Origin of the sequence: Microvirga sp. VF16, assembly GCF_016864375.1 — a bacterium.
Taxonomy (GTDB): domain Bacteria; phylum Pseudomonadota; class Alphaproteobacteria; order Rhizobiales; family Beijerinckiaceae; genus Microvirga.
The window spans coordinates 1,689,026-1,706,148 of the sequence record NZ_CP069354.1; the positions used below are offsets into that span (position 1 = coordinate 1,689,026).

The window sequence follows — 17,123 nt, forward strand, 5'->3', positions numbered from 1 at the left end:
GAAATCAGCGCCATGGATTCACGTTACGCGGATCCATGGCGACAGCCTGATCGTTTCATCCTATACTCAAGGCATAGGTTACGGTTACGCGTGACCCGCTGGATGACACGCACGCATGGCCGTGATCTCAACTGCCAAGGTAAAGCCCTGGAGGAGCGATTATGGCCAATTTTCATATTGTTGCCGGCGCAAGCGAGGCTCCGGCACATCCTGTCGTCAGAAAGATTACGCCTGCCGATTTGAAAGAAGCCCTGACGAAGGGGTTCGATGATTTTTGGGCCATGCCGTCCCATTTGGTTTTCCTCGGGCTGATCTATCCTATCGTCGGCGTCTGCCTTGCCGCGCTCACCTTCAGCAACAATGCGCTGCCGCTTCTCTACCCCCTGGCCTCGGGCTTTGCGCTGATCGGCCCGTTCGCGGGCATCGGTCTGTACGAGATCAGCCGGCGGCGGGAACTCGGCCTGTCGACCACTTGGCAGGACGCGTTCAACGTCCTGAAGTCCCCGTCGATCCCGTCGATCATCGCGCTCGGCGTCCTGCTGCTGGCCATCTTCCTGGTGTGGCTGACGACGGCCCGCCTTCTGTATCAGTCAATCTTCGGCTACGAGGTGCCGACATCCTTTGCGCAACTCACCAATCAGGTCCTTACGACGTCCGAGGGCATGCGATTGATCGTGCTTGGCAACATCATCGGCTTCGTCTTCGCCGTGGCGGTGCTGAGCATCAGCGTGATCTCGTTCCCGCTTCTTCTCGACCGCGATGTCGGCGCGGCCGTTGCGGTTTATACCTCAATCAAGGCAGTGGCGATGAACCCGCTCACCATGGCGCTATGGGGCCTCATCGTCGCGGTGTCGCTCCTCATCGGATTGATCCCGCTCTTCGTCGGCCTTGCCATCGTGATGCCGGTGCTTGGACACGCAACCTGGCATCTCTATCGCCGGGTCGTGGAACCTCCTCATCCTGACGAGGCACATCCCGTGCGGTAAATGACGTTCAGGCGAAGAAATCTGGAGGCGGCCCGGTCATCGGGCCGCCTCCATGCTGTTCAGGAGCCGGAATTGAAGAACACGATTCTGGACAGGAGCGTGTAATCCGCCTCGAGAACCATGATCGCGACGAATACCAGAACCGCGCTGATCGGCACCAGGATGGCATAGACCAGCGACAGACGCTCCCAGGCCATATGCATGAAGACGGCGACGATGAGCCCTGCCTTCAGCATCATGAAGAGAAGAATGAGGGAATATCTGAGCAGGCCCTGGAGCTGGAAGTAATCGACGAAATACGAGCAGGCGCTCAGGATGAAAAGCCAAGCCCAGACGACCAGATAAAGCTTGATTGGATGCTGCTGCCCCTGCGCATGTGCCGTTGCCTGTGCCATGACGTGTCTCTTACCAAAGGTAGAAGAAGGCGAAGATGAAGACCCAGACCAGATCGACGAAGTGCCAGTAGAGTCCCATGATCTCGACGGATTCGTAATTGCCTTTGCGGCTCGTGAAGAAGCCTTTTCGGGCGTGATCGTAATCGCCGCGCCAGACCTTCCGGGCGATGATGAGAAGGAACAGCACGCCGAAACTCACATGGGTGCCGTGAAAGCCCGTGATCATGAAGAAGGACGAACCGAACTGGGCCGCGCCCCAGGGATTGGCCCAGGGGCGGACGCCCTCATGGATCAGCTTGGTCCACTCGAAGGCCTGCATGCCGACGAAGGTGGCGCCGAGCAGCGCCGTCACCAGCATCAGGATGGCGGTTTTCTTACGGTCCCGGCGGTAGCCGAAATTCACCGCCATTGCCATCGTGCCGCTGCTGCTGATCAGCACGAAGGTCATGATCGCGATCAGGATCAGGGGAAGAGACGTGCCGCCGATGGTGAGCGCAAAGACTTCGCTCGGATTGGGCCACGGCACGGTCGTGGACATGCGCGCGGTCATGTAGGAGATCAGGAAGCAGCTGAAGACGAAGGTGTCGCTCAGCAGGAAGATCCACATCATGGCCTTGCCCCAGGACACGCTCCTGAAGGCCTGCCGGTCCGAGGAGAAGTCGGCCGCGACGCTGCGCAGGCCCGAGGGCTCGGTATGAGCCGTTCGTAAATCCGTCAGAACCTGTTCCGCCATGCGCAGAACTCCCCTCAAGTCAGCAACTGCCGACAGATATCCACGAATTCACCAGCCCAACCCGTCAGCACGCTGAGGAAGACAAGCCAGACCAGGAGCAGGAAGTGCCAGTATGTGGCGCAGAGGTCCACGGACAGTCGCAAACGCTCCGCGACCGTTTCGCGCCACGCCTTTTCGGCAGTCCTGCCCAGCGCCACCAATCCACCGAGCAGATGAAGGCCGTGCATGCCGGTCAGGACATAGAAGAAGGCATTCGCCGGATTGGCCGCCAGAAGGTAGCCTTCGTTGCTCAGCTGCCGCCAGGCCAGAAGTTGACCTGAGAGAAACGCCAGCGCGGATATTCCTGCTGCGAGCAGACCTAGCCTCAGTTCAGGCATTTCTCCGCGCGCAGCGGCACGCTTTGCTCCGTGCAGGGCAACGCTGCTCAAGGCAAGCATCACGGTGTTGAGCCACAGGATGGTCGGCACTGGCACTGTGCGCCAGTCGGGCAATTGCATCCGCATCGCGTAGGCGCTGATGAAGAGCGCAAACAACGATCCGACCACGGCGAGAAAGACGTTCAGTCCGATCTTGGACGGAGGAGTTGGCGTGATATTTCCTTCCGGCAAAGTGCTTGCCGTTCCCTGTTCCAGCCAGGGCTTGGATGCCAGCCCCTGCCGTGAGAGCCACCAGGCGCCGATGACGGCCAGCACACTCAGGAACAGGAGGATGCTACCCATGGGACGAACCCGGCACTGTGCGTGCGATTCCGGACTGGTTCTGCGGCAGAAAATCCTGATCGGCTCCGGGCACGCTGTAATCGTAAGCCCAGCGATAGACGACCGGCAGGTCCTTCCCCCAGTTGCCATGGGGCGGTGGCGTCTCGGGCGTCTGCCATTCCAGTGTGGTCGCCCGCCAGGGATTGCCGCCGGACGGCCTGCCGTAGCGCAGGCTCCAGAAGAGATTGAAGACGAAGACCAGCTGGGTCGCGCCGACGATCAGGGCCGCGATGGTGATGAAGGCATTGAGCGTGTGAGCCGATGGCGGAACGAAGGACATGTCGGCGATGTCGTAATACCGCCGTGGAACGCCCATCAGCCCCAGATAATGCATGGGGAAGAAGATCGCATAGGCCCCGAGGAACGTGACCCAGAAATGGAGCTTGCCGAGCGTGTCGTTCAGCATGCGCCCGGTCACCTTCGGATACCAGTGATAGATCGCGCCAAAGATCACGAGGATCGGGGCCACGCCCATGACCATGTGGAAATGGGCCACGACGAACATCGTATCTGATAGGGGAACGTCCACCACCACATTGCCGAGGAACAGGCCCGTGAGGCCCCCGTTCACGAAGGTGACGATGAAGGCGAGGGCAAAGAGCATCGGAACGGTGAGGTGGATGTTGCCGCGCCACAGTGTGAGGATCCAGTTGTAAACCTTGATCGCCGTCGGCACGGCGATGATCAGCGTGGTCGTGGCGAAGAAGAACCCGAAATAGGGATTCATGCCGCTCACATACATGTGGTGTGCCCAGACGACGAAGCTCAAGGCGCCGATGGCGAGCAGCGCCCAGACCATCATGCGATAGCCGAAGATGTTGCGCCTTGCATGGGTGCTGATCAGGTCCGAGACGATGCCGAAGGCGGGCAGGGCGACGATGTAGACTTCCGGATGTCCGAAGAACCAGAACAGGTGCTGGAAGAGAAGGGGACTGCCGCCGTTGCGATCAAGCGGCTGGCCCATCTCGACGATCGCCGGCATGAAGAAGCTGGTTCCGAAAATCCGGTCGAACAGCATCATCACGGCGCCGACGAACAGGGCCGGGAAGGCCAGCAGGGCCATGAAGCTCGCGGTGAAGATGCCCCAGACGGTCAGCGGCATGCGCATCAGCGTCATGCCGCGCGCGCGTGCCTGCAGAACCGTCACCACGTAATTCAGGCCGCCCATGGTGAAGCCGATGATGAAGATCATCAGGGAAGCGAGCATCAGGATGATGCCCCATTCCTGTCCTCCCGGCGTGCCTGAGAGAATGGCCTGCGGCGGATACAGCGTCCAACCGGCTCCCGTGGGGCCACCGGGCGCGAAGAAGCTCGCGATGAGAACCAGGACGGCCAGCAGATAGACCCAGAAACTCAGCATGTTGACATAGGGAAAGACCATGTCGCGCGCGCCGACCATCAGGGGAATGAGGTAATTGCCGAAACCTCCCAGGAACAAGGCGGTGAGCACGTAGACCACCATCATCATGCCGTGCATGGTGATGAACTGGTAATAGGCATTGACATCGATGAAGGAAAAGGCGCCGGGGAAGCCGAGCTGCAACCGCATCAGCCATGACAGCACGAGGGCGACCAGTCCCACCGAGAGGGCGACGAACGAATACTGGATCGCAATGAACTTCGCATCCTGGCTGAAGACGTACTTCGTCACCCAGCTATGAGGATGATAGAGCTCGACATCTTCAACATCGGCCGGTGCAACGGCTCCGGCCGGACCAAGCGGCACATCGACCATCAGAAAGCTCTCCTCGGTGTATTCCGTTCCTTCTCCGTCTCATGAGGCGCAACCGCCTCTTCAGTTGGCCGCGGGTGCAAGGCGCGCGAAGCTGCGCGCGACCTGATCCTGCAGCCAAGCCTGATATTCGCTCTGCTCTTGAACTACGAGCTTCCCTCGCATCTGCGAGTGACCGACGCCGCAGAGTTCCGCGCAGAGGATGTCGAACGTCCCCGTTCGTGTCGGCGTGAACCAGATATAGGAAACCTGACCCGGGACCAGGTCCATCTTGGCTCGCAACTCCGGCACATAGAAATTATGAAGGACGTCGACCGAGCGCAGGAGCACCTTGACCGACTTGCCGACCGGCAGATGCAATTCGCCGCCTTCGATGACGACATCGTCCTGCGATTTCGGATCGTCCTTGTTCAGCCCGAGGGGATTGTCGGGACTGATCAGATGCGCGCCCGAGGTAGCCAATTGACCATCCGCTCCGGGCAGGCGGAAGCTCCATTGCCATTGCTGCCCGAAAATCTCGATGTCGGTCGCATCTTCCGGAACGGTGATGAACTGCTGCCAGACGAACAGCCCGGGCGCCAGCATGGCGGCTACGCCGATGCCGGTGACGACGGTCAGCCACCATTCGAGCTTTTTGTTCTCAGGCTCGTAATGGGCCTGTCGGCCGGCCTGATGGCGGAACCGATAGACGCAATAGGCCATGAAGAGAACGATGGCGACGAAGACGGCACCGGTGATCCAGAAGGTGATGATGATCGTGCTGTCGATATAGCGCCAGTTCGAGGCAATCGGCGTCCACCACCAAGGGCTCACGAGGTGGAATACGACCGAGCCGACGGCGACCAGAACCAATATGAGCGCTACAGCCATTCCTCACCATCCTTGCCGTTAGAGGCCTCGGATTTGAAGCAGAAGGCAATAACTCTTGTACGCCATTACAATGTTTTTGGTCGGGAAACTCTACAAGAGGACTCAACCAAAACAAAATTATAAGCAACATTGGCTTGATATTGGTCGCTCTACATCGGAGCAACTTCGAAATAAGCCAATAGCTAAATTAAAAAATTACACCGGGCCGACCGGTTGGTCAATGAGCCTTGGCCATCGGCTCCTGGTCGGTAAATCGGGCTCCTGGTCGATAAAGATGAACGTCGCTCTCCTGCCGGTCACAGTTAGTCCTCATTTTCGCCACATTTGGCGAAGTCGAGAAATCGCCGGTCGAATTGGCTTTGTGGCAAGATAGAATGTTATTGGCTTGCTGGTAAAACATTGTCGGAATGGCATTTGGTTGAGCGATTGAACAGCTTCTATTGAAGTATATTTTCCTTAATGCCACGTGTGATCTTTCATCAACTATCAACCCAAATTCGAACGGCCAGGGTTTTGCCGTTGGGGAAACTGTGATTAGGTGCCTCTCGATAAACTGAGCTGATCTGAACCCCGGCGCATTGGCTGGGCGGGGTCTGCTGTGTGACCAAGAGATTACTGGTCCGTCTTCATCAGGGAGATCGTGCCTCAATTGCGGTGGCTGAGTAACAAACGACGGGTCGCGTTCCCCGTTCTTGTAGGCGTTCTGCTCAGTGGACTGCCGATTGCGCCTGCCGTCGCACTCGATCTCTTCGGTTGGCTTCGCGGGGGAGGCGATGCGCCGCCGCCTCCAAGCCCGCAGGCGCTGCCCTATTCCCTCGACATCGTGGTGGGTGCGGACAGCAAAGACCTGAAGCAGGTTCTGAAGGACGCCTCGACCCTTCAAAGCCTGCAATCGGATCCGCCCCCCGATGCGGCGGCTCTGGCCAGCCGGGCACAAGCCGACCTGCCTCGTCTGATCGACGCGCTCTGGGGCGCCGGATACTACAACGCCCGTATCACGATCAATGTCGCCGGCGTTCCGATGATGCTGCAGGCTCCCCGCACGGATGCCGCAACCCGGGCAGCCTCAGGATACCTCGCGCGTGCGCTCGTGCCGATTCAGATCATCGCGGATCCAGGTCCGCAATTTGCCTTGCGGGATGTTGCCGTCCTGGATGCGAGGACAGGCCGTCCCTTCTCGCCGGGCGAGCTCCCGCCCCGGGTCGTGCAGATCAAGCCTGGAGACCCGGCACGTTCCGCCGACATCGTCGCCGCGGAAGCGCGGATCGTCGATTATTTCCGGTCCCAGTCACGTCCTTTCGCCAAAGTCCGGCGACAGGATCCTGTAGTGGTTCATCCGGCGCAAGTGATGGACGTGAGCCTTGCCGTCGATCCCGGTCCTCGGGCGGGGATCGGGGCGATATCGATCCAGGGGGCGGAGAATGTCGATCCGGCCGTGGTGCGCTCCTTCATCTACACGGAGCCGGGCGATCCCTATTCGCCCGCGGAACTCGCCTCCATGCGCAAGTCGATCTCCCAGATCGAGGCGCTGTCATCTGTGCGCATTCGCGAAGGCGAGGCTTTGGACGCCTATGGCAACCTGCCTCTGTTCGTGGAGCTGACCGAGCGCCCGCAGCGGGTCATCGGCGCCTCGGTTCAATATTCGACGACCGACGGACCGGCCGTGCGGGCCTATTGGGCGCATCGGAACCTGTTCGGCGGTGCCGAGCGGCTTCGGCTCGAGGGCAGCATCTTCTATCTCACCGAGGATGGCGGCCAGCCTGACCGGAGTCAGGATTTCTGGGACAATCTCGGAGGACGGTTCCGCGCGAGCTTCCTCAAGCCGGCTCTCTGGGGAACGCGCAACGATTGGCTGGTCGACGGTCTCGTCGAACGCGACCGGACGGAAGGCTATACCAGCCGCCTCGTCAATGCGAGCACCGGCATCCGCCATCGCTTCAGCGAGAGCTTCTCGATCCAGGGCGGGATCGAGTACGAGAAAGGGCAGACGACGGACATCCTCGGGCAGATCGATTACACCCTCGTCGGCCTGCCGGTCTCCCTCAGCTACGACTCCACCGACAATCCCCTTAACCCCAGCCAGGGCATTCGGGTGATTGCCTCCGTGGCGCCATACCCGGAATTCCTCGGCTCCTCGGTGCCGATCACCATCGCGAAGGGAACGGCTTCCGCGTATTACGCCCTCGACGAGGAGGCCCGCTACATCCTCGCCGGCCGCATCGGTCTGGGTTCGATCGTCGGCGCGGATCTGGATGAGATTCCCGCCAACCGGCGCTTCTATGCCGGCGGCGGCGGTTCGGTGCGCGGCTACCGCTACCGGACGCTCGGGCCGACCTTCCTCGGCGAACCGATTGGCGGGCGGAGCCTGCTCGAAGGCTCGCTCGAGGCCCGCATCAAGATCACCAATACCATCGGCATCGTGCCCTTCGTGGATGCCGGCACGGCCTTCGAGTCGAGCTTCCCGGATTTCGATGAGACCATCCGCGTCGCGGCAGGCCTGGGCCTGCGCTATTACACGGCCATCGGCCCCATCCGCCTGGATGTCGCGATCCCGGTCAATCCGGGACCCGGCGACCCCTCTTATGCCATCTACGTCGGAATCGGGCAGGCCTTCTGATGAACAAGCCAATCCGCTCCCTCGCCCTTGTCTCAATCATCGCTCTCCTGGCGTTTGCGGCCGTCTGGCTGGCGGCTGGACGTCCGAGCCAGGCGCAGAGCGACCAGGGTGTTCTGGCCAGCCTGATCTCGCGCCTTCTGTCGACGCCGACCACGCGCGTCACCATCGGCAGCATCGAGGGGGCGCTTTCCTCGAATGCGGTCATCCGGGACATCCGCATCGCCGACCGGGATGGCGTGTGGCTCAACCTCGATCGCGCCCGCCTGGTCTGGAGCCGCACGGCGCTGCTGACCGGACGACTTCAGGTCGATGAGCTCACCATCGACCGTCTGCAGATTTCGCGCCGGCCGCTGCCAGCCGAAGAGGATGCGCCTGTTTCCGATGCACCGATCCTGCCCGAGCTGCCGGTGCGTGTGATCGTGGATCGCTTCGCCCTGCAGGAACTTATCCTCGGTCAGCCGGTGCTCGGCACGCAGGCGCGGCTCTCCGCGGCAGGTTCCGCCCAACTCGGCAATCCGTCCGAAGGCCTCGATCTGAACTTCCAGGCGCAGCGTCTCGATGCGCCCGGTCAGCTCTCGATCGATCTCACCTATGTGCCGCAGACGAACCGTCTCGCCCTCGACCTCACGCATCAGGAGCCCGCCGGCGGCATCGCCGCCCGGCTGATGGATCTGCCCGGACTTCCGCCGGTCGACCTGAAACTGGCCGGTCAGGGGCCCATGAGCGACTTCGCCGCCCGGCTCGATTTTTCTGCCGGACCGACGATCGGGGCTGCAGGGACGGCGACCGTCAGGCGTGCCACGGCCGCCTACGATGTGAACCTGGATCTTGCGGCCCGCATCGAAGGATTGCTGCCCGCGCCGGCTGCTCCGGTCTTCAGTGGGACCACCCAGCTCGTCGGCAACGTGACCGTCGGCGACGACAGCAGCCTGCGCTTCCAGCCGGTGCGCATCACATCGAACGTCGCCCGCTTCGACATGACCGGAACCGTCAGCTCCGGCCAGGTTCTCGATCTGACGCTCAACGCCCGCGCCCTGCCGACCGACGGTGCGAAAACCCGCGCAGGGGAGGCGGAGATCGCCCGTTTCAATTTCGACGGAACGGTTCAGGGGCCGCTGACTGCGCCGCGCATCAACGGTACGCTTGATGCCGCCGAGATCAGGCTGCCGCAGGGCGCGCTCGATACGCTGACGGCCCGCGTGACCATGAACCCGGTCGACGGCCCATCGCCGCCCAGCCAGTTCTCCTTTGCCATCGACGCCAACGCTGGAGGGATCAGACCTGCCGACCGGGCGCTCGCCCGGGCGATCGGCCCGACGCTCGCGATCACGTCGCGGGGTTCCTTCGGTCTGGATGGCATCGCCAATGTCGAAACGGCGCGCATCGAGACCGCCACGGCGCGGGCAGGTTTCACGGGACAGGTCGGTGGCACCGTCCTCGATGGCACGCTCGATGCCAGTATCCCGGCACTGGCATCCTTTTCTGGCATCGCAGGCCGATCGTTGCAGGGTTCCGCAAATCTGACGGCACGATTGTCAGGCAATCCCCGCCGATACGACATGGCGGCAGCCATCGATGCTCGATTGCGGGACCTCTCGACCGGGATGCCGGCTGCAGACGGTCTTCTGGGGCGCACGGTCACTGCGGCGGGAACGGTGCGGCGCATCCCCAATGGGTTCGCCTTCGAAAATTTCCGTGTCGACGGCGCCCATCTCGATGCCCGCATCGATGGGAGGGCCACGCAATCCGCGGCTGATCTTGGCCTCGACATCACCATCGACGAACTGAGGCATGTGGATCCGCGGGTGACCGCCGGCCGGGCGAATGTCATGGCTCGCCTCGGTGGCTCTCTCGAACTGCCGGACGTGAGAGGCGTTGCAACGCTCACCGACGTGCGCGCCCTGAACCGTTCCATTCCAAGCCTTGCGGTCAGCGTCGACGCAAAGGACGTGACGGGTGCGCTCGATGCCGCTCTCACCCTCGACGGACAGGTCGACGGCAAGCCTGCAACGGGCTCCGTTCGCCTCGCAAGGCCGCCGGAAGGCGGGTGGCTCCTGGACCGGCTCGATATCGATATCGGATCGGTGGCCCTCAATGGAAATCTTCGCCTGGGCTCCGATCAGTTGGCGCAGGGCGAGATCTCCTTGTCCGGCAGCAACTTCGACGACCTGTCTCCGCTCGTGCTGACGAAGCTCGATGGTTCGCTCGATGCCGTTATCTCGCTCGATGCGAGCGGTGGCGGTCAGAATGCCACGATTACGGCACAAGGCACTCGCTTTGCCGTGGCGGGCACGTCGGTGAGAGACTTTGATGCAAGGTTGAGCATCCAGGATCTCTACCGTCGTCCCATCATCGACGGCAACGTCTCCGCCGACGCCCTGATGGCTGGCGGCCAGACTTATAGAACCGTGCGCTTCGTGGCCGACGGCACGCCTTCTGCCTCACAATTTACCGCATCCGCCGTAGGACAGGGATTCAATCTCGATGCGCAGGGCCGCCTCGTGCCGGGCGATGCGACGCGGATCGAGCTTGCGAGCTTCACGGCACGCCGCGGCAGCAGGCGCCTGGCTCTCGCACAACCTGCAGCCATCACGCTGCAGAGCGGTGCGGTTACCTTATCAAACTTCGTGATCGCAGCGGATCAGGGGCGGGTCACTGTCAACGGCACGATTTCCGACAGGCTCGACCTCACTGTGGATGTCCGCAGCCTGCCGCTTCAGGTTGCCGATATCGTGGTGCCCAATCTCGGCCTTGCCGGCACGGTCAACGGAAATGCCTCCATCGGTGGAACGGTGGCAAGCCCGACTGGAAACTATCGCATCGACGTATCAGGCCTTGCCACGGCAGAGACGCGCCAAGCGGGCTTGCCGCCGCTTAACATCGAGGCGCAGGGGCGCCTTGCTGATCAGCGGGCCGGCATCGATGCGCGGATTGCGATCGGACGTGGCGGAACCTTGCAAGTGTCCGGAAGCGTTCCTCTCAGCCCGGCCGAGGAGCTTGCACTCAGGGTCTCGGGGCGCACCGATCTTGCGATTACCAATTCCCTCCTGTCCGCATCTGGTCGACGTGTGACAGGAGCTGCCAATCTCGATCTGTCAATTGCTGGCACGTTTTCCAATCCACGCATTGAAGGCATGGTTACTCTTGCCAATGGAAGCTTCGTCGACTCTTTGCAGGGCGTCCAGCTGAACGGGATTGCAGGGCGGTTCGTTGCGCGCGGGCAGGTGCTCACCATCGAGAGCCTCACTGCGCAGACGCCGAGCGGCGGTTCTTTGGCAGCTCGGGGACAGGTGACGATCGATCCGGCCGCGGGACTGCCCGGCGACATCCGCATCACGGGCAGCCGCGCCCAGCTCGTCTCCAACGAGACCGTTGACGCAACCGCTGATCTGGATCTGACCATATCGGGGCCACTTCTGAGCAGGCCGCGCGCTGCGGGCAGCATCAACATCATCTCGATGAACGTCTCCGTGCCCGACCGGCTGCCTACCACCTTAAGGCCGCTCCCGGGAACCCGGCATGTGCGGCCGACGCCGACCGCTGCGGCGCGGCTTGCTCTGGCGCAGCGGCGGCAATCCGCTTCCGCGAGAGGCACTCCGTTCCGGGCGGAACTCGATCTCACAGTGACGGCGCAGAACCGGATTTTCGTGCGGGGACGCGGCATCAATGCCGAACTCGGTGGCGATCTGCGGCTCCAGGGTACGACGCAGGATCCCATCGCCATCGGCGCCTTCGAGCTCAGGCGCGGCCGCTTCGATCTTTTGGGTAAGCGGCTCGAATTCGTGCGGGGACGTCTGGATTTTACCGGCGATCTCACGCCTTCGCTCGACTTCCTGGCCGAAACACAGTCAGGGGACGTCACCGCACGCATCGGCGTGACGGGCCCGGCCTCGAGCCCTCAATTCACCTTCAGTTCCGAACCGAATCTGCCTCAGGACGAGGTCCTGTCCCGTATCCTGTTCCAGAGGCCGTCAGGCGGATTGTCTGCGGGGCAGGCGCTGCAGCTCGCGCAGGCTGTTGCGCAGCTCTCCGGCGGTTCCGGCAACGATGCGTTTGAGCAGTTGCGCCGCTCTCTCGGTGTCGACAGCCTCGACATCACCGTCGGTGCTGGTGGAGGGCCGGGTGTAGGTGTCTCGCGCTATATCAGCGACAATGTGCGAGTCGGCGTGAAAGCCGGTGCTCTGCCCGAGGAGAGCGGCGTGACGGTCGATATTGATCTGACTCGGCGCCTGAAGGCCCAGGGGGAGATCAATGCCGAGGGTGGCAGCTCCGTCGGATTGGGGTTCGAGCTGGAATACTAGGGCTCTCAGTTGGAACAGGAGAGACTGTTATGCCGTCCCTCTTCCTTTTCTAACGCTTGTCGAATCGGCCGGCGATGAGGTCGCCCGTGGACTGAACAACCGTGACGATGACGATCAGGACGGCGATGACGCTGATCATCACGCTGGTATCGAAGCGCTGATAGCCGTAGCGCATGGCGAGATCGCCCAGCCCGCCGGCGCCCACGGCACCGGCCATGGCCGACGAGCCGATCATCGACACCAGCGTGATGGTGAAGCCCCGGATGATCCCCGGCAGGGCTTCAGGCAGAAGCACATGGACGATGATCTGCCAGCGACTCGCTCCCATGGCCTGAGCCGCCTCGATCAGGCCATGATCCACCTCTCGCAGGCTGACTTCGGCGATGCGGGCGAAGAACGGCGTTGCCGCGATGCTCAATGGCACGACGGCGGCCCAAAGCCCGATTGACGTGCCGACAATCAGGCGCGTGAAGGGAATGAGGGCGACTAGCAGAATGATGAACGGCGTTGAGCGGAAGCCATTGACGATGCTGCCCAGCACCCGGTTGAGGCGGGGCATCTCATAGATGCCTCCGATACTTGTGGTGACGAGAACAACGGCCAACGGAATTCCGGCGGCGAAAGCGAAAAGACCCGCCGTGCCGACCATAATTAGGCTCTCGAGGAAGGCATCCCAGAACATGGGAAGAAAGTTTGTGGGCATGTCTGACGATCCCCTGGTTATGAATTTCGTGCCGACGCTTCGGCGGCGTTCTTCAACTGCGCTTCGCTCTGGATCACCGCCTGGAGGACGCCGACCGGCGGTGTACCGTTGAGCCAATAATCGCCGATGGCACGCGCGCGGTGAACGGCGGGGTTGTGCGAAGCGAGCGTGCGCGCGTTGCGCCAGTAGCGGTCGAGACGACGCGTCTCGCTCACGGCTGATGCACCGCCGATCTCGAAGAGCAATGTCGTCGCTTCGAGCACCTGCTCGATCACGATCTGCTGCGCCTGATAGGCCTTGATGTTGGCCGTTGTGATGAAATCGTCTGCATCCTCGCCTTTTATAGAGGCCTCATAGGCCTCCTGGATGGATGCAGAGACACTTTCAACCAGCGAATCCACTGTGAAAGAGAGGCTGGCAAGACGACCGATGACACTCTGCACTAGAGGATCATGACGCGGACTGGACTTGCCGGGCACCCCGAATGTTCGCGTCTTGGTTTGCGTGAATGCGATTGCATCCTTCAGAACCGCCCGCGCGATGCCCGCGAGAGCTGCGAGATGGAACTGCTGATAATAGGCGATGATGTAGGACGTCTTCGGCGGCTGTTCGACGGAGAGCCGCCGCAGGATCTGATCCGCCCTGATCTCGACCCTATTGAATCGCGTCGTGCCGCTACCTGTCAGGCGCTGTTCGAATCCGTCCCAATCGTCTTCGACGACGACACCCGGAGCCGTGGTAGGAAGGACGAGGGAAACATATTCCGTTCCCTCCAGGGCGACGGCAACGATCCAGTTCGCATAGATCGTCCCGGTGCTGTAGAATTTATAGCCGTCGAGAAGCCAACGGTCGTTCTCCTTCGTGAGGGTCACGGTCGTCTCCGTGCCCTCCGTCTTCTCGGCCATGGCTGCGCCGAAGGTTGCACCGTCGATGATCAGGGGGAACCAGCGCTCGCGATCGGCTTCTTCCTTGCTGTTGAGCCGCTCCTCGACGAATGCGAAATGCGCGCGGAAGATCTGCGGCAGGTTCGAGTCAGCCTCAGCTAACTCGATGAGAAGTCGGAATGTTTGAGGCAGACTGGCGCCAAGTCCGCCATAGACTTGCGGGATGCGCAGAGCGCCGAAACCGGCCTCACGTAGCCATGCCACAGGCTCGACGGCCAGGGTGCGCGACTGCTCGCGAGCAACGGCGCCTTCAGCAATCCTCTTGAAGATGGGCCGGAAGCGCTCTGCCAGTTCCTCATAGGAGACAGGCGTAGACGCGAACCGATGCAGCGTGTTTCTGGATTCGGTACGCGGATCCGTCGGGAAAAGACTCGTGGCGGCGGACATTGTTATTTCCATTCGGGTCGGAAAATGAGGGCGATCAAGCGACTTCCTTGGCGGGAACGGTCTGGTCTGTGCCGGGACGGTAGCGAGCGCCCCAATGCGCGGCGGGCAGTCGGCTCCGGCCTCCACCGAACAGTTTTTCGCGTAAGGTGCCCTCCGAATAATCGGCTTTGAACAGGCCTCTCTCCTGAAGGACGGGAACGACCAGATCGACAAAGTCCGCAAGGCTTTCGGGCGCTACTGTGCGAGGTAAGTTGATGCCGTCGATGTCCGCGTCATTGACCCATGAAGCGATGTGGTCGGCGATCTGCTCCGGGGTGCCGACGAACGGCTTCTGGCGGCTGCCTAAGATCATTTGATCGATCAGCTTGCGTACCGTCCAGACCGTGCCGGCGCTGCGCGTGGTGATCGCCTCCAGGGTCGAGTTGTTGGCATTGTTCTTCTCGTACTGGATCGGTTCGTCGAGATCGTATTTCGAAAAGTCCACGCCGGACGAACTCGAGAAGTGAGCGAGGGCGCCGTCCACGCTGGCGTGACGCCGGTATTCCTCCAGCTTGTCCTGTGCTTCCTTCTCTGTCCGCCCGACCACAAGGCTCATGCCGACGAAGACCTTCACGTCATAAGGATCGCGGCCGAAGCTTGCCGCCCGGGCGCGGATATCGGCGATGATGTCGCGCGCGACGATCGGGTTGGGGCCGCCTGTAAACACGCATTCCGCATGTTTCGCGGCAAACTCCCGTCCGCGTGTCGACGAGCCCGCCTGGTATAGCACGGGCGTGCGCTGCGGCGATGGCTCGCTTAAGTGGATGGCGTCGATCTGATAGTATGGTCCATTATGCTTGATGGGTCTGACCTTTTCAGGACGAGCATAGATGCCCCTGGTGCGGTCGTTGATGACGGCATCGTCATCCCAGCTGCCTTCCCAGAGCTTGTAGAGCACATCGAGGTAATCGTCCGCGATGTCATAGCGGTGGTCGTGATCGAGCTGCGCGGGAAGGCCCATGCCACGGGCCGCGCTGTCGAGATAGCCGGTGACGATGTTCCAGCCGATCCGGCCCTTCGTGAGATGATCGAGCGTCGACATGCGGCGGGCATGAAGATAGGGCTGTTCGTATGTGGTGTTCACGGTCACGCCGAAGCCCAGATGCTTCGTCGCATAGGCCATGGCCGGTACGACAAGCATCGGGTCGTTGACGGGAACCTGAGCGCCTGCTGTGATGGCCGCCTCCGGCCCGCCCTTGTAGACATCGTAGACGCCGACGATATCGGCGAGGAAGATGCCATCGAGCTTGCCGCGCTCGGCGATCTTCGCGAGGTTCACCCAATAATCGAGGCTTGTATAGGACGGAGACTGATCGCGCGGGTGGGTCCACATTCCGTGATTGATGTGGCCCACGCAGTTCATGTCGAAGGCGTAGATGTTGATCTTCTTGGTCATTGTCTCACCCGGCTTGATCGTCAGCTGATGCTCAGTTCGTTGGATTGGTCGCGGACGCTTGCACGGGCTCCCACGCAGGAACGGTCATGTCGCCGAAATGCTTCTTGAGGATGGCTTTGACCTCGGGCGAGTTCTGGTAGATGGCGACGAACTTGTTGATCCTTGGATCCTTCGCGTCGGCAGGACGAACCACCCACTGGATGGCGAAGCGCTTTTGCACATCATCGAAGATCAGGGCCGAGTTCGGGTCGACGCCATATTGCTTGAGGGCTGCAGGATAGCCCTGTCCCAAATCCACATCGTCGAGGGCTGTCGGCAATTGCTGGGCGACGAGCTCGGTGATCTTGATGTTCTTCGGATTCGAGACGATGTCGGCGACGGTGGCCTTGTAGTCCAGGCCTTCTTTCAGCTTGATCAGGCCGATCCGGTCGAGCAGGACGAGGCCTCTGCCGCCATTGACCGGATCGTTGGCGATGGAAACCTTCGCGCCATTAGGCAGATCCGCGACGCTCTTGTACTTCTTCGAATAGAGACCGACCTTCGACATCGTTCCCACGCCGATGGACACGAAGTCATAACCTCGCGCCTTCTTGGCATCCTCGAGGAAGGGGATGTGCTGGAAGTAGTTGACGTCGATGTCCTTATTGGCGAGCGCGGCATTGGGCGTGACCCAATCCGTGAACTCGATCACCTTCACGTCGAGGCCCTGCTCCTTCGCTTCTTTCGCAGCCTGATGAACGGCATCGGCCGAAAGGCCGGAATTGATGCCAACTCTTAGTGGATCCACCGCTTGTGCCGATCCAGAGGTGATGGCCCATGTGGATGCGGCAAGGAGCGCCAGGACCGGGAAAAATTTCGTGTTCGACCGGCGACGGTGCCAGATGGTCAATGATTTCATCAGCATGGGACAGGACCTTGGTTCAGAAGAAAAAGAATTGCGCTCCTTGTCTCCCGAGGAGCGGAACACTTCTCGGAAGCATTCAGCCGGACACGTCATGAGCTTTGCTTGTGGGTGCCGCTGCATGTCCTGCCGCGGGTCTTCATCAGGCTGAAGACGCCACCTCAATTCGCATCCCGGAGACTTGAGGAATGGTGCCCAGGGCATCGGCCCCGGTCAATTAGGATGTTCTTTTTTTAGAACATGGAGGGGAGAAAGAAACTTCTCCCTGCGGTCCGATGCAGAGCGAAAAATTTTCGACGCGCCATTCGACATGCGAAATCCGAGTTAGTTCCCGGCTTATGCTTGAGCTTAGGAATACTGG

At 61.2% G+C, this 17,123-nt stretch carries 12 protein-coding genes; 3 read left to right on the plus strand and 9 right to left on the minus strand.

From position 1 onward, the window contains the following. The first annotated feature begins 161 nt into the window (after nt 1-161). Nucleotides 162-986 (plus strand): DUF2189 domain-containing protein, encoded by an 825-nt coding sequence (locus JO965_RS08035; RefSeq protein ID WP_203443158.1) that lies wholly within the window; start codon nt 162-164, stop codon nt 984-986. A gap of 59 nt (nt 987-1,045) precedes the next feature. Here JO965_RS08035 and JO965_RS08040 read toward each other — a convergent pair whose 3' ends face one another. From JO965_RS08040 to coxB, 5 genes are read right to left on the minus strand one after another with little or no spacing between them, the layout of a single operon-like run. Then, nucleotides 1,046-1,381, minus strand: a complete 336-nt coding sequence (locus JO965_RS08040; RefSeq protein ID WP_203443159.1) for a cytochrome C oxidase subunit IV family protein — start codon at nt 1,379-1,381, stop codon at nt 1,046-1,048. 10 nt (nt 1,382-1,391) lie between these two features. Then, nucleotides 1,392-2,114 (minus strand): heme-copper oxidase subunit III family protein, encoded by a 723-nt coding sequence (locus JO965_RS08045; protein WP_203443160.1) that lies wholly within the window; start codon nt 2,112-2,114, stop codon nt 1,392-1,394. Nucleotides 2,115-2,128: 14 nt separating this feature from the next. Next, nucleotides 2,129-2,833, minus strand: coding sequence for a cytochrome c oxidase subunit 3 (locus tag JO965_RS08050; protein WP_203443161.1), 705 nt, complete (start codon nt 2,831-2,833; stop codon nt 2,129-2,131). After that, nucleotides 2,826-4,607: a cytochrome c oxidase subunit I gene (gene ctaD, locus JO965_RS08055; protein ID WP_203443162.1), complete on the minus strand. Its 1,782-nt coding sequence runs from the start codon at nt 4,605-4,607 to the stop codon at nt 2,826-2,828. Before ctaD ends, JO965_RS08050 begins: the two co-directional genes overlap by 8 nt. Before the next feature lie 60 nt (nt 4,608-4,667). Beyond that, nucleotides 4,668-5,474, minus strand: a complete 807-nt coding sequence (gene coxB / locus JO965_RS08060; protein WP_203443163.1) for a cytochrome c oxidase subunit II — start codon at nt 5,472-5,474, stop codon at nt 4,668-4,670. A gap of 640 nt (nt 5,475-6,114) precedes the next feature. Here coxB and JO965_RS08065 point away from each other — a divergent pair. Both JO965_RS08065 and JO965_RS08070 read left to right on the plus strand, forming a co-directional pair. Continuing rightward, nucleotides 6,115-8,091, plus strand: a complete 1,977-nt coding sequence (locus JO965_RS08065) for an autotransporter assembly complex family protein (RefSeq protein WP_203443164.1) — start codon at nt 6,115-6,117, stop codon at nt 8,089-8,091. Then, nucleotides 8,091-12,392 carry a translocation/assembly module TamB domain-containing protein gene (locus tag JO965_RS08070; protein ID WP_203443165.1) on the plus strand — a complete coding sequence of 1,434 codons (4,302 nt, stop codon included), beginning with the start codon at nt 8,091-8,093 and terminating at the stop codon, nt 12,390-12,392. The genes JO965_RS08065 and JO965_RS08070 overlap by 1 nt, the downstream gene beginning before the upstream one ends. A gap of 49 nt (nt 12,393-12,441) precedes the next feature. Here the strand turns inward: JO965_RS08070 and JO965_RS08075 are convergent, their stop codons facing one another. The 4 genes from JO965_RS08075 to JO965_RS08090 are packed head-to-tail and all read right to left on the minus strand — an operon-like array spanning nt 12,442 to nt 16,765. Then, complete coding sequence (locus JO965_RS08075; RefSeq protein WP_203443166.1) at nt 12,442-13,095, minus strand: methionine ABC transporter permease; 654 nt, start codon at nt 13,093-13,095, stop codon at nt 12,442-12,444. Between the two features lie 17 nt (nt 13,096-13,112). After that, on the minus strand, nt 13,113-14,426 hold the full coding sequence (locus tag JO965_RS08080) for an acyl-CoA dehydrogenase family protein (RefSeq protein WP_203443167.1): 1,314 nt from the start codon (nt 14,424-14,426) through the stop codon (nt 13,113-13,115). A gap of 34 nt (nt 14,427-14,460) precedes the next feature. Continuing rightward, nucleotides 14,461-15,861, minus strand: coding sequence for an LLM class flavin-dependent oxidoreductase (locus JO965_RS08085; RefSeq protein ID WP_203443168.1), 1,401 nt, complete (start codon nt 15,859-15,861; stop codon nt 14,461-14,463). Between the two features lie 31 nt (nt 15,862-15,892). Beyond that, entirely contained in the window at nt 15,893-16,765 is an 873-nt protein-coding gene (locus JO965_RS08090; RefSeq protein WP_203443169.1) for a MetQ/NlpA family ABC transporter substrate-binding protein, read from the minus strand. Nucleotides 16,766-17,123 lie beyond the last annotated feature (358 nt).

What these genes read in the sequence shown, in the direction of transcription:
- JO965_RS08090 (WP_203443169.1), bottom strand. Translation starts at nt 16,765, where the DNA reads ATGCTGATGAAATCATTGACCATCTGGCACCGTCGCCGGTCGAACACG.
- JO965_RS08080 (WP_203443167.1), bottom strand. Translation starts at nt 14,426, where the DNA reads ATGTCCGCCGCCACGAGTCTTTTCCCGACGGATCCGCGTACCGAATCC.
- JO965_RS08070 (WP_203443165.1), top strand. Translation starts at nt 8,091, where the DNA reads ATGAACAAGCCAATCCGCTCCCTCGCCCTTGTCTCAATCATCGCTCTC.
- coxB (WP_203443163.1), bottom strand. Translation starts at nt 5,474, where the DNA reads ATGGCTGTAGCGCTCATATTGGTTCTGGTCGCCGTCGGCTCGGTCGTA.
- ctaD (WP_203443162.1), bottom strand. Translation starts at nt 4,607, where the DNA reads ATGGTCGATGTGCCGCTTGGTCCGGCCGGAGCCGTTGCACCGGCCGAT.
- JO965_RS08045 (WP_203443160.1), bottom strand. Translation starts at nt 2,114, where the DNA reads ATGGCGGAACAGGTTCTGACGGATTTACGAACGGCTCATACCGAGCCC.
- JO965_RS08085 (WP_203443168.1), bottom strand. Translation starts at nt 15,861, where the DNA reads ATGACCAAGAAGATCAACATCTACGCCTTCGACATGAACTGCGTGGGC.
- JO965_RS08040 (WP_203443159.1), bottom strand. Translation starts at nt 1,381, where the DNA reads ATGGCACAGGCAACGGCACATGCGCAGGGGCAGCAGCATCCAATCAAG.
- JO965_RS08050 (WP_203443161.1), bottom strand. Translation starts at nt 2,833, where the DNA reads ATGGGTAGCATCCTCCTGTTCCTGAGTGTGCTGGCCGTCATCGGCGCC.
- JO965_RS08035 (WP_203443158.1), top strand. Translation starts at nt 162, where the DNA reads ATGGCCAATTTTCATATTGTTGCCGGCGCAAGCGAGGCTCCGGCACAT.
- JO965_RS08075 (WP_203443166.1), bottom strand. Translation starts at nt 13,095, where the DNA reads ATGCCCACAAACTTTCTTCCCATGTTCTGGGATGCCTTCCTCGAGAGC.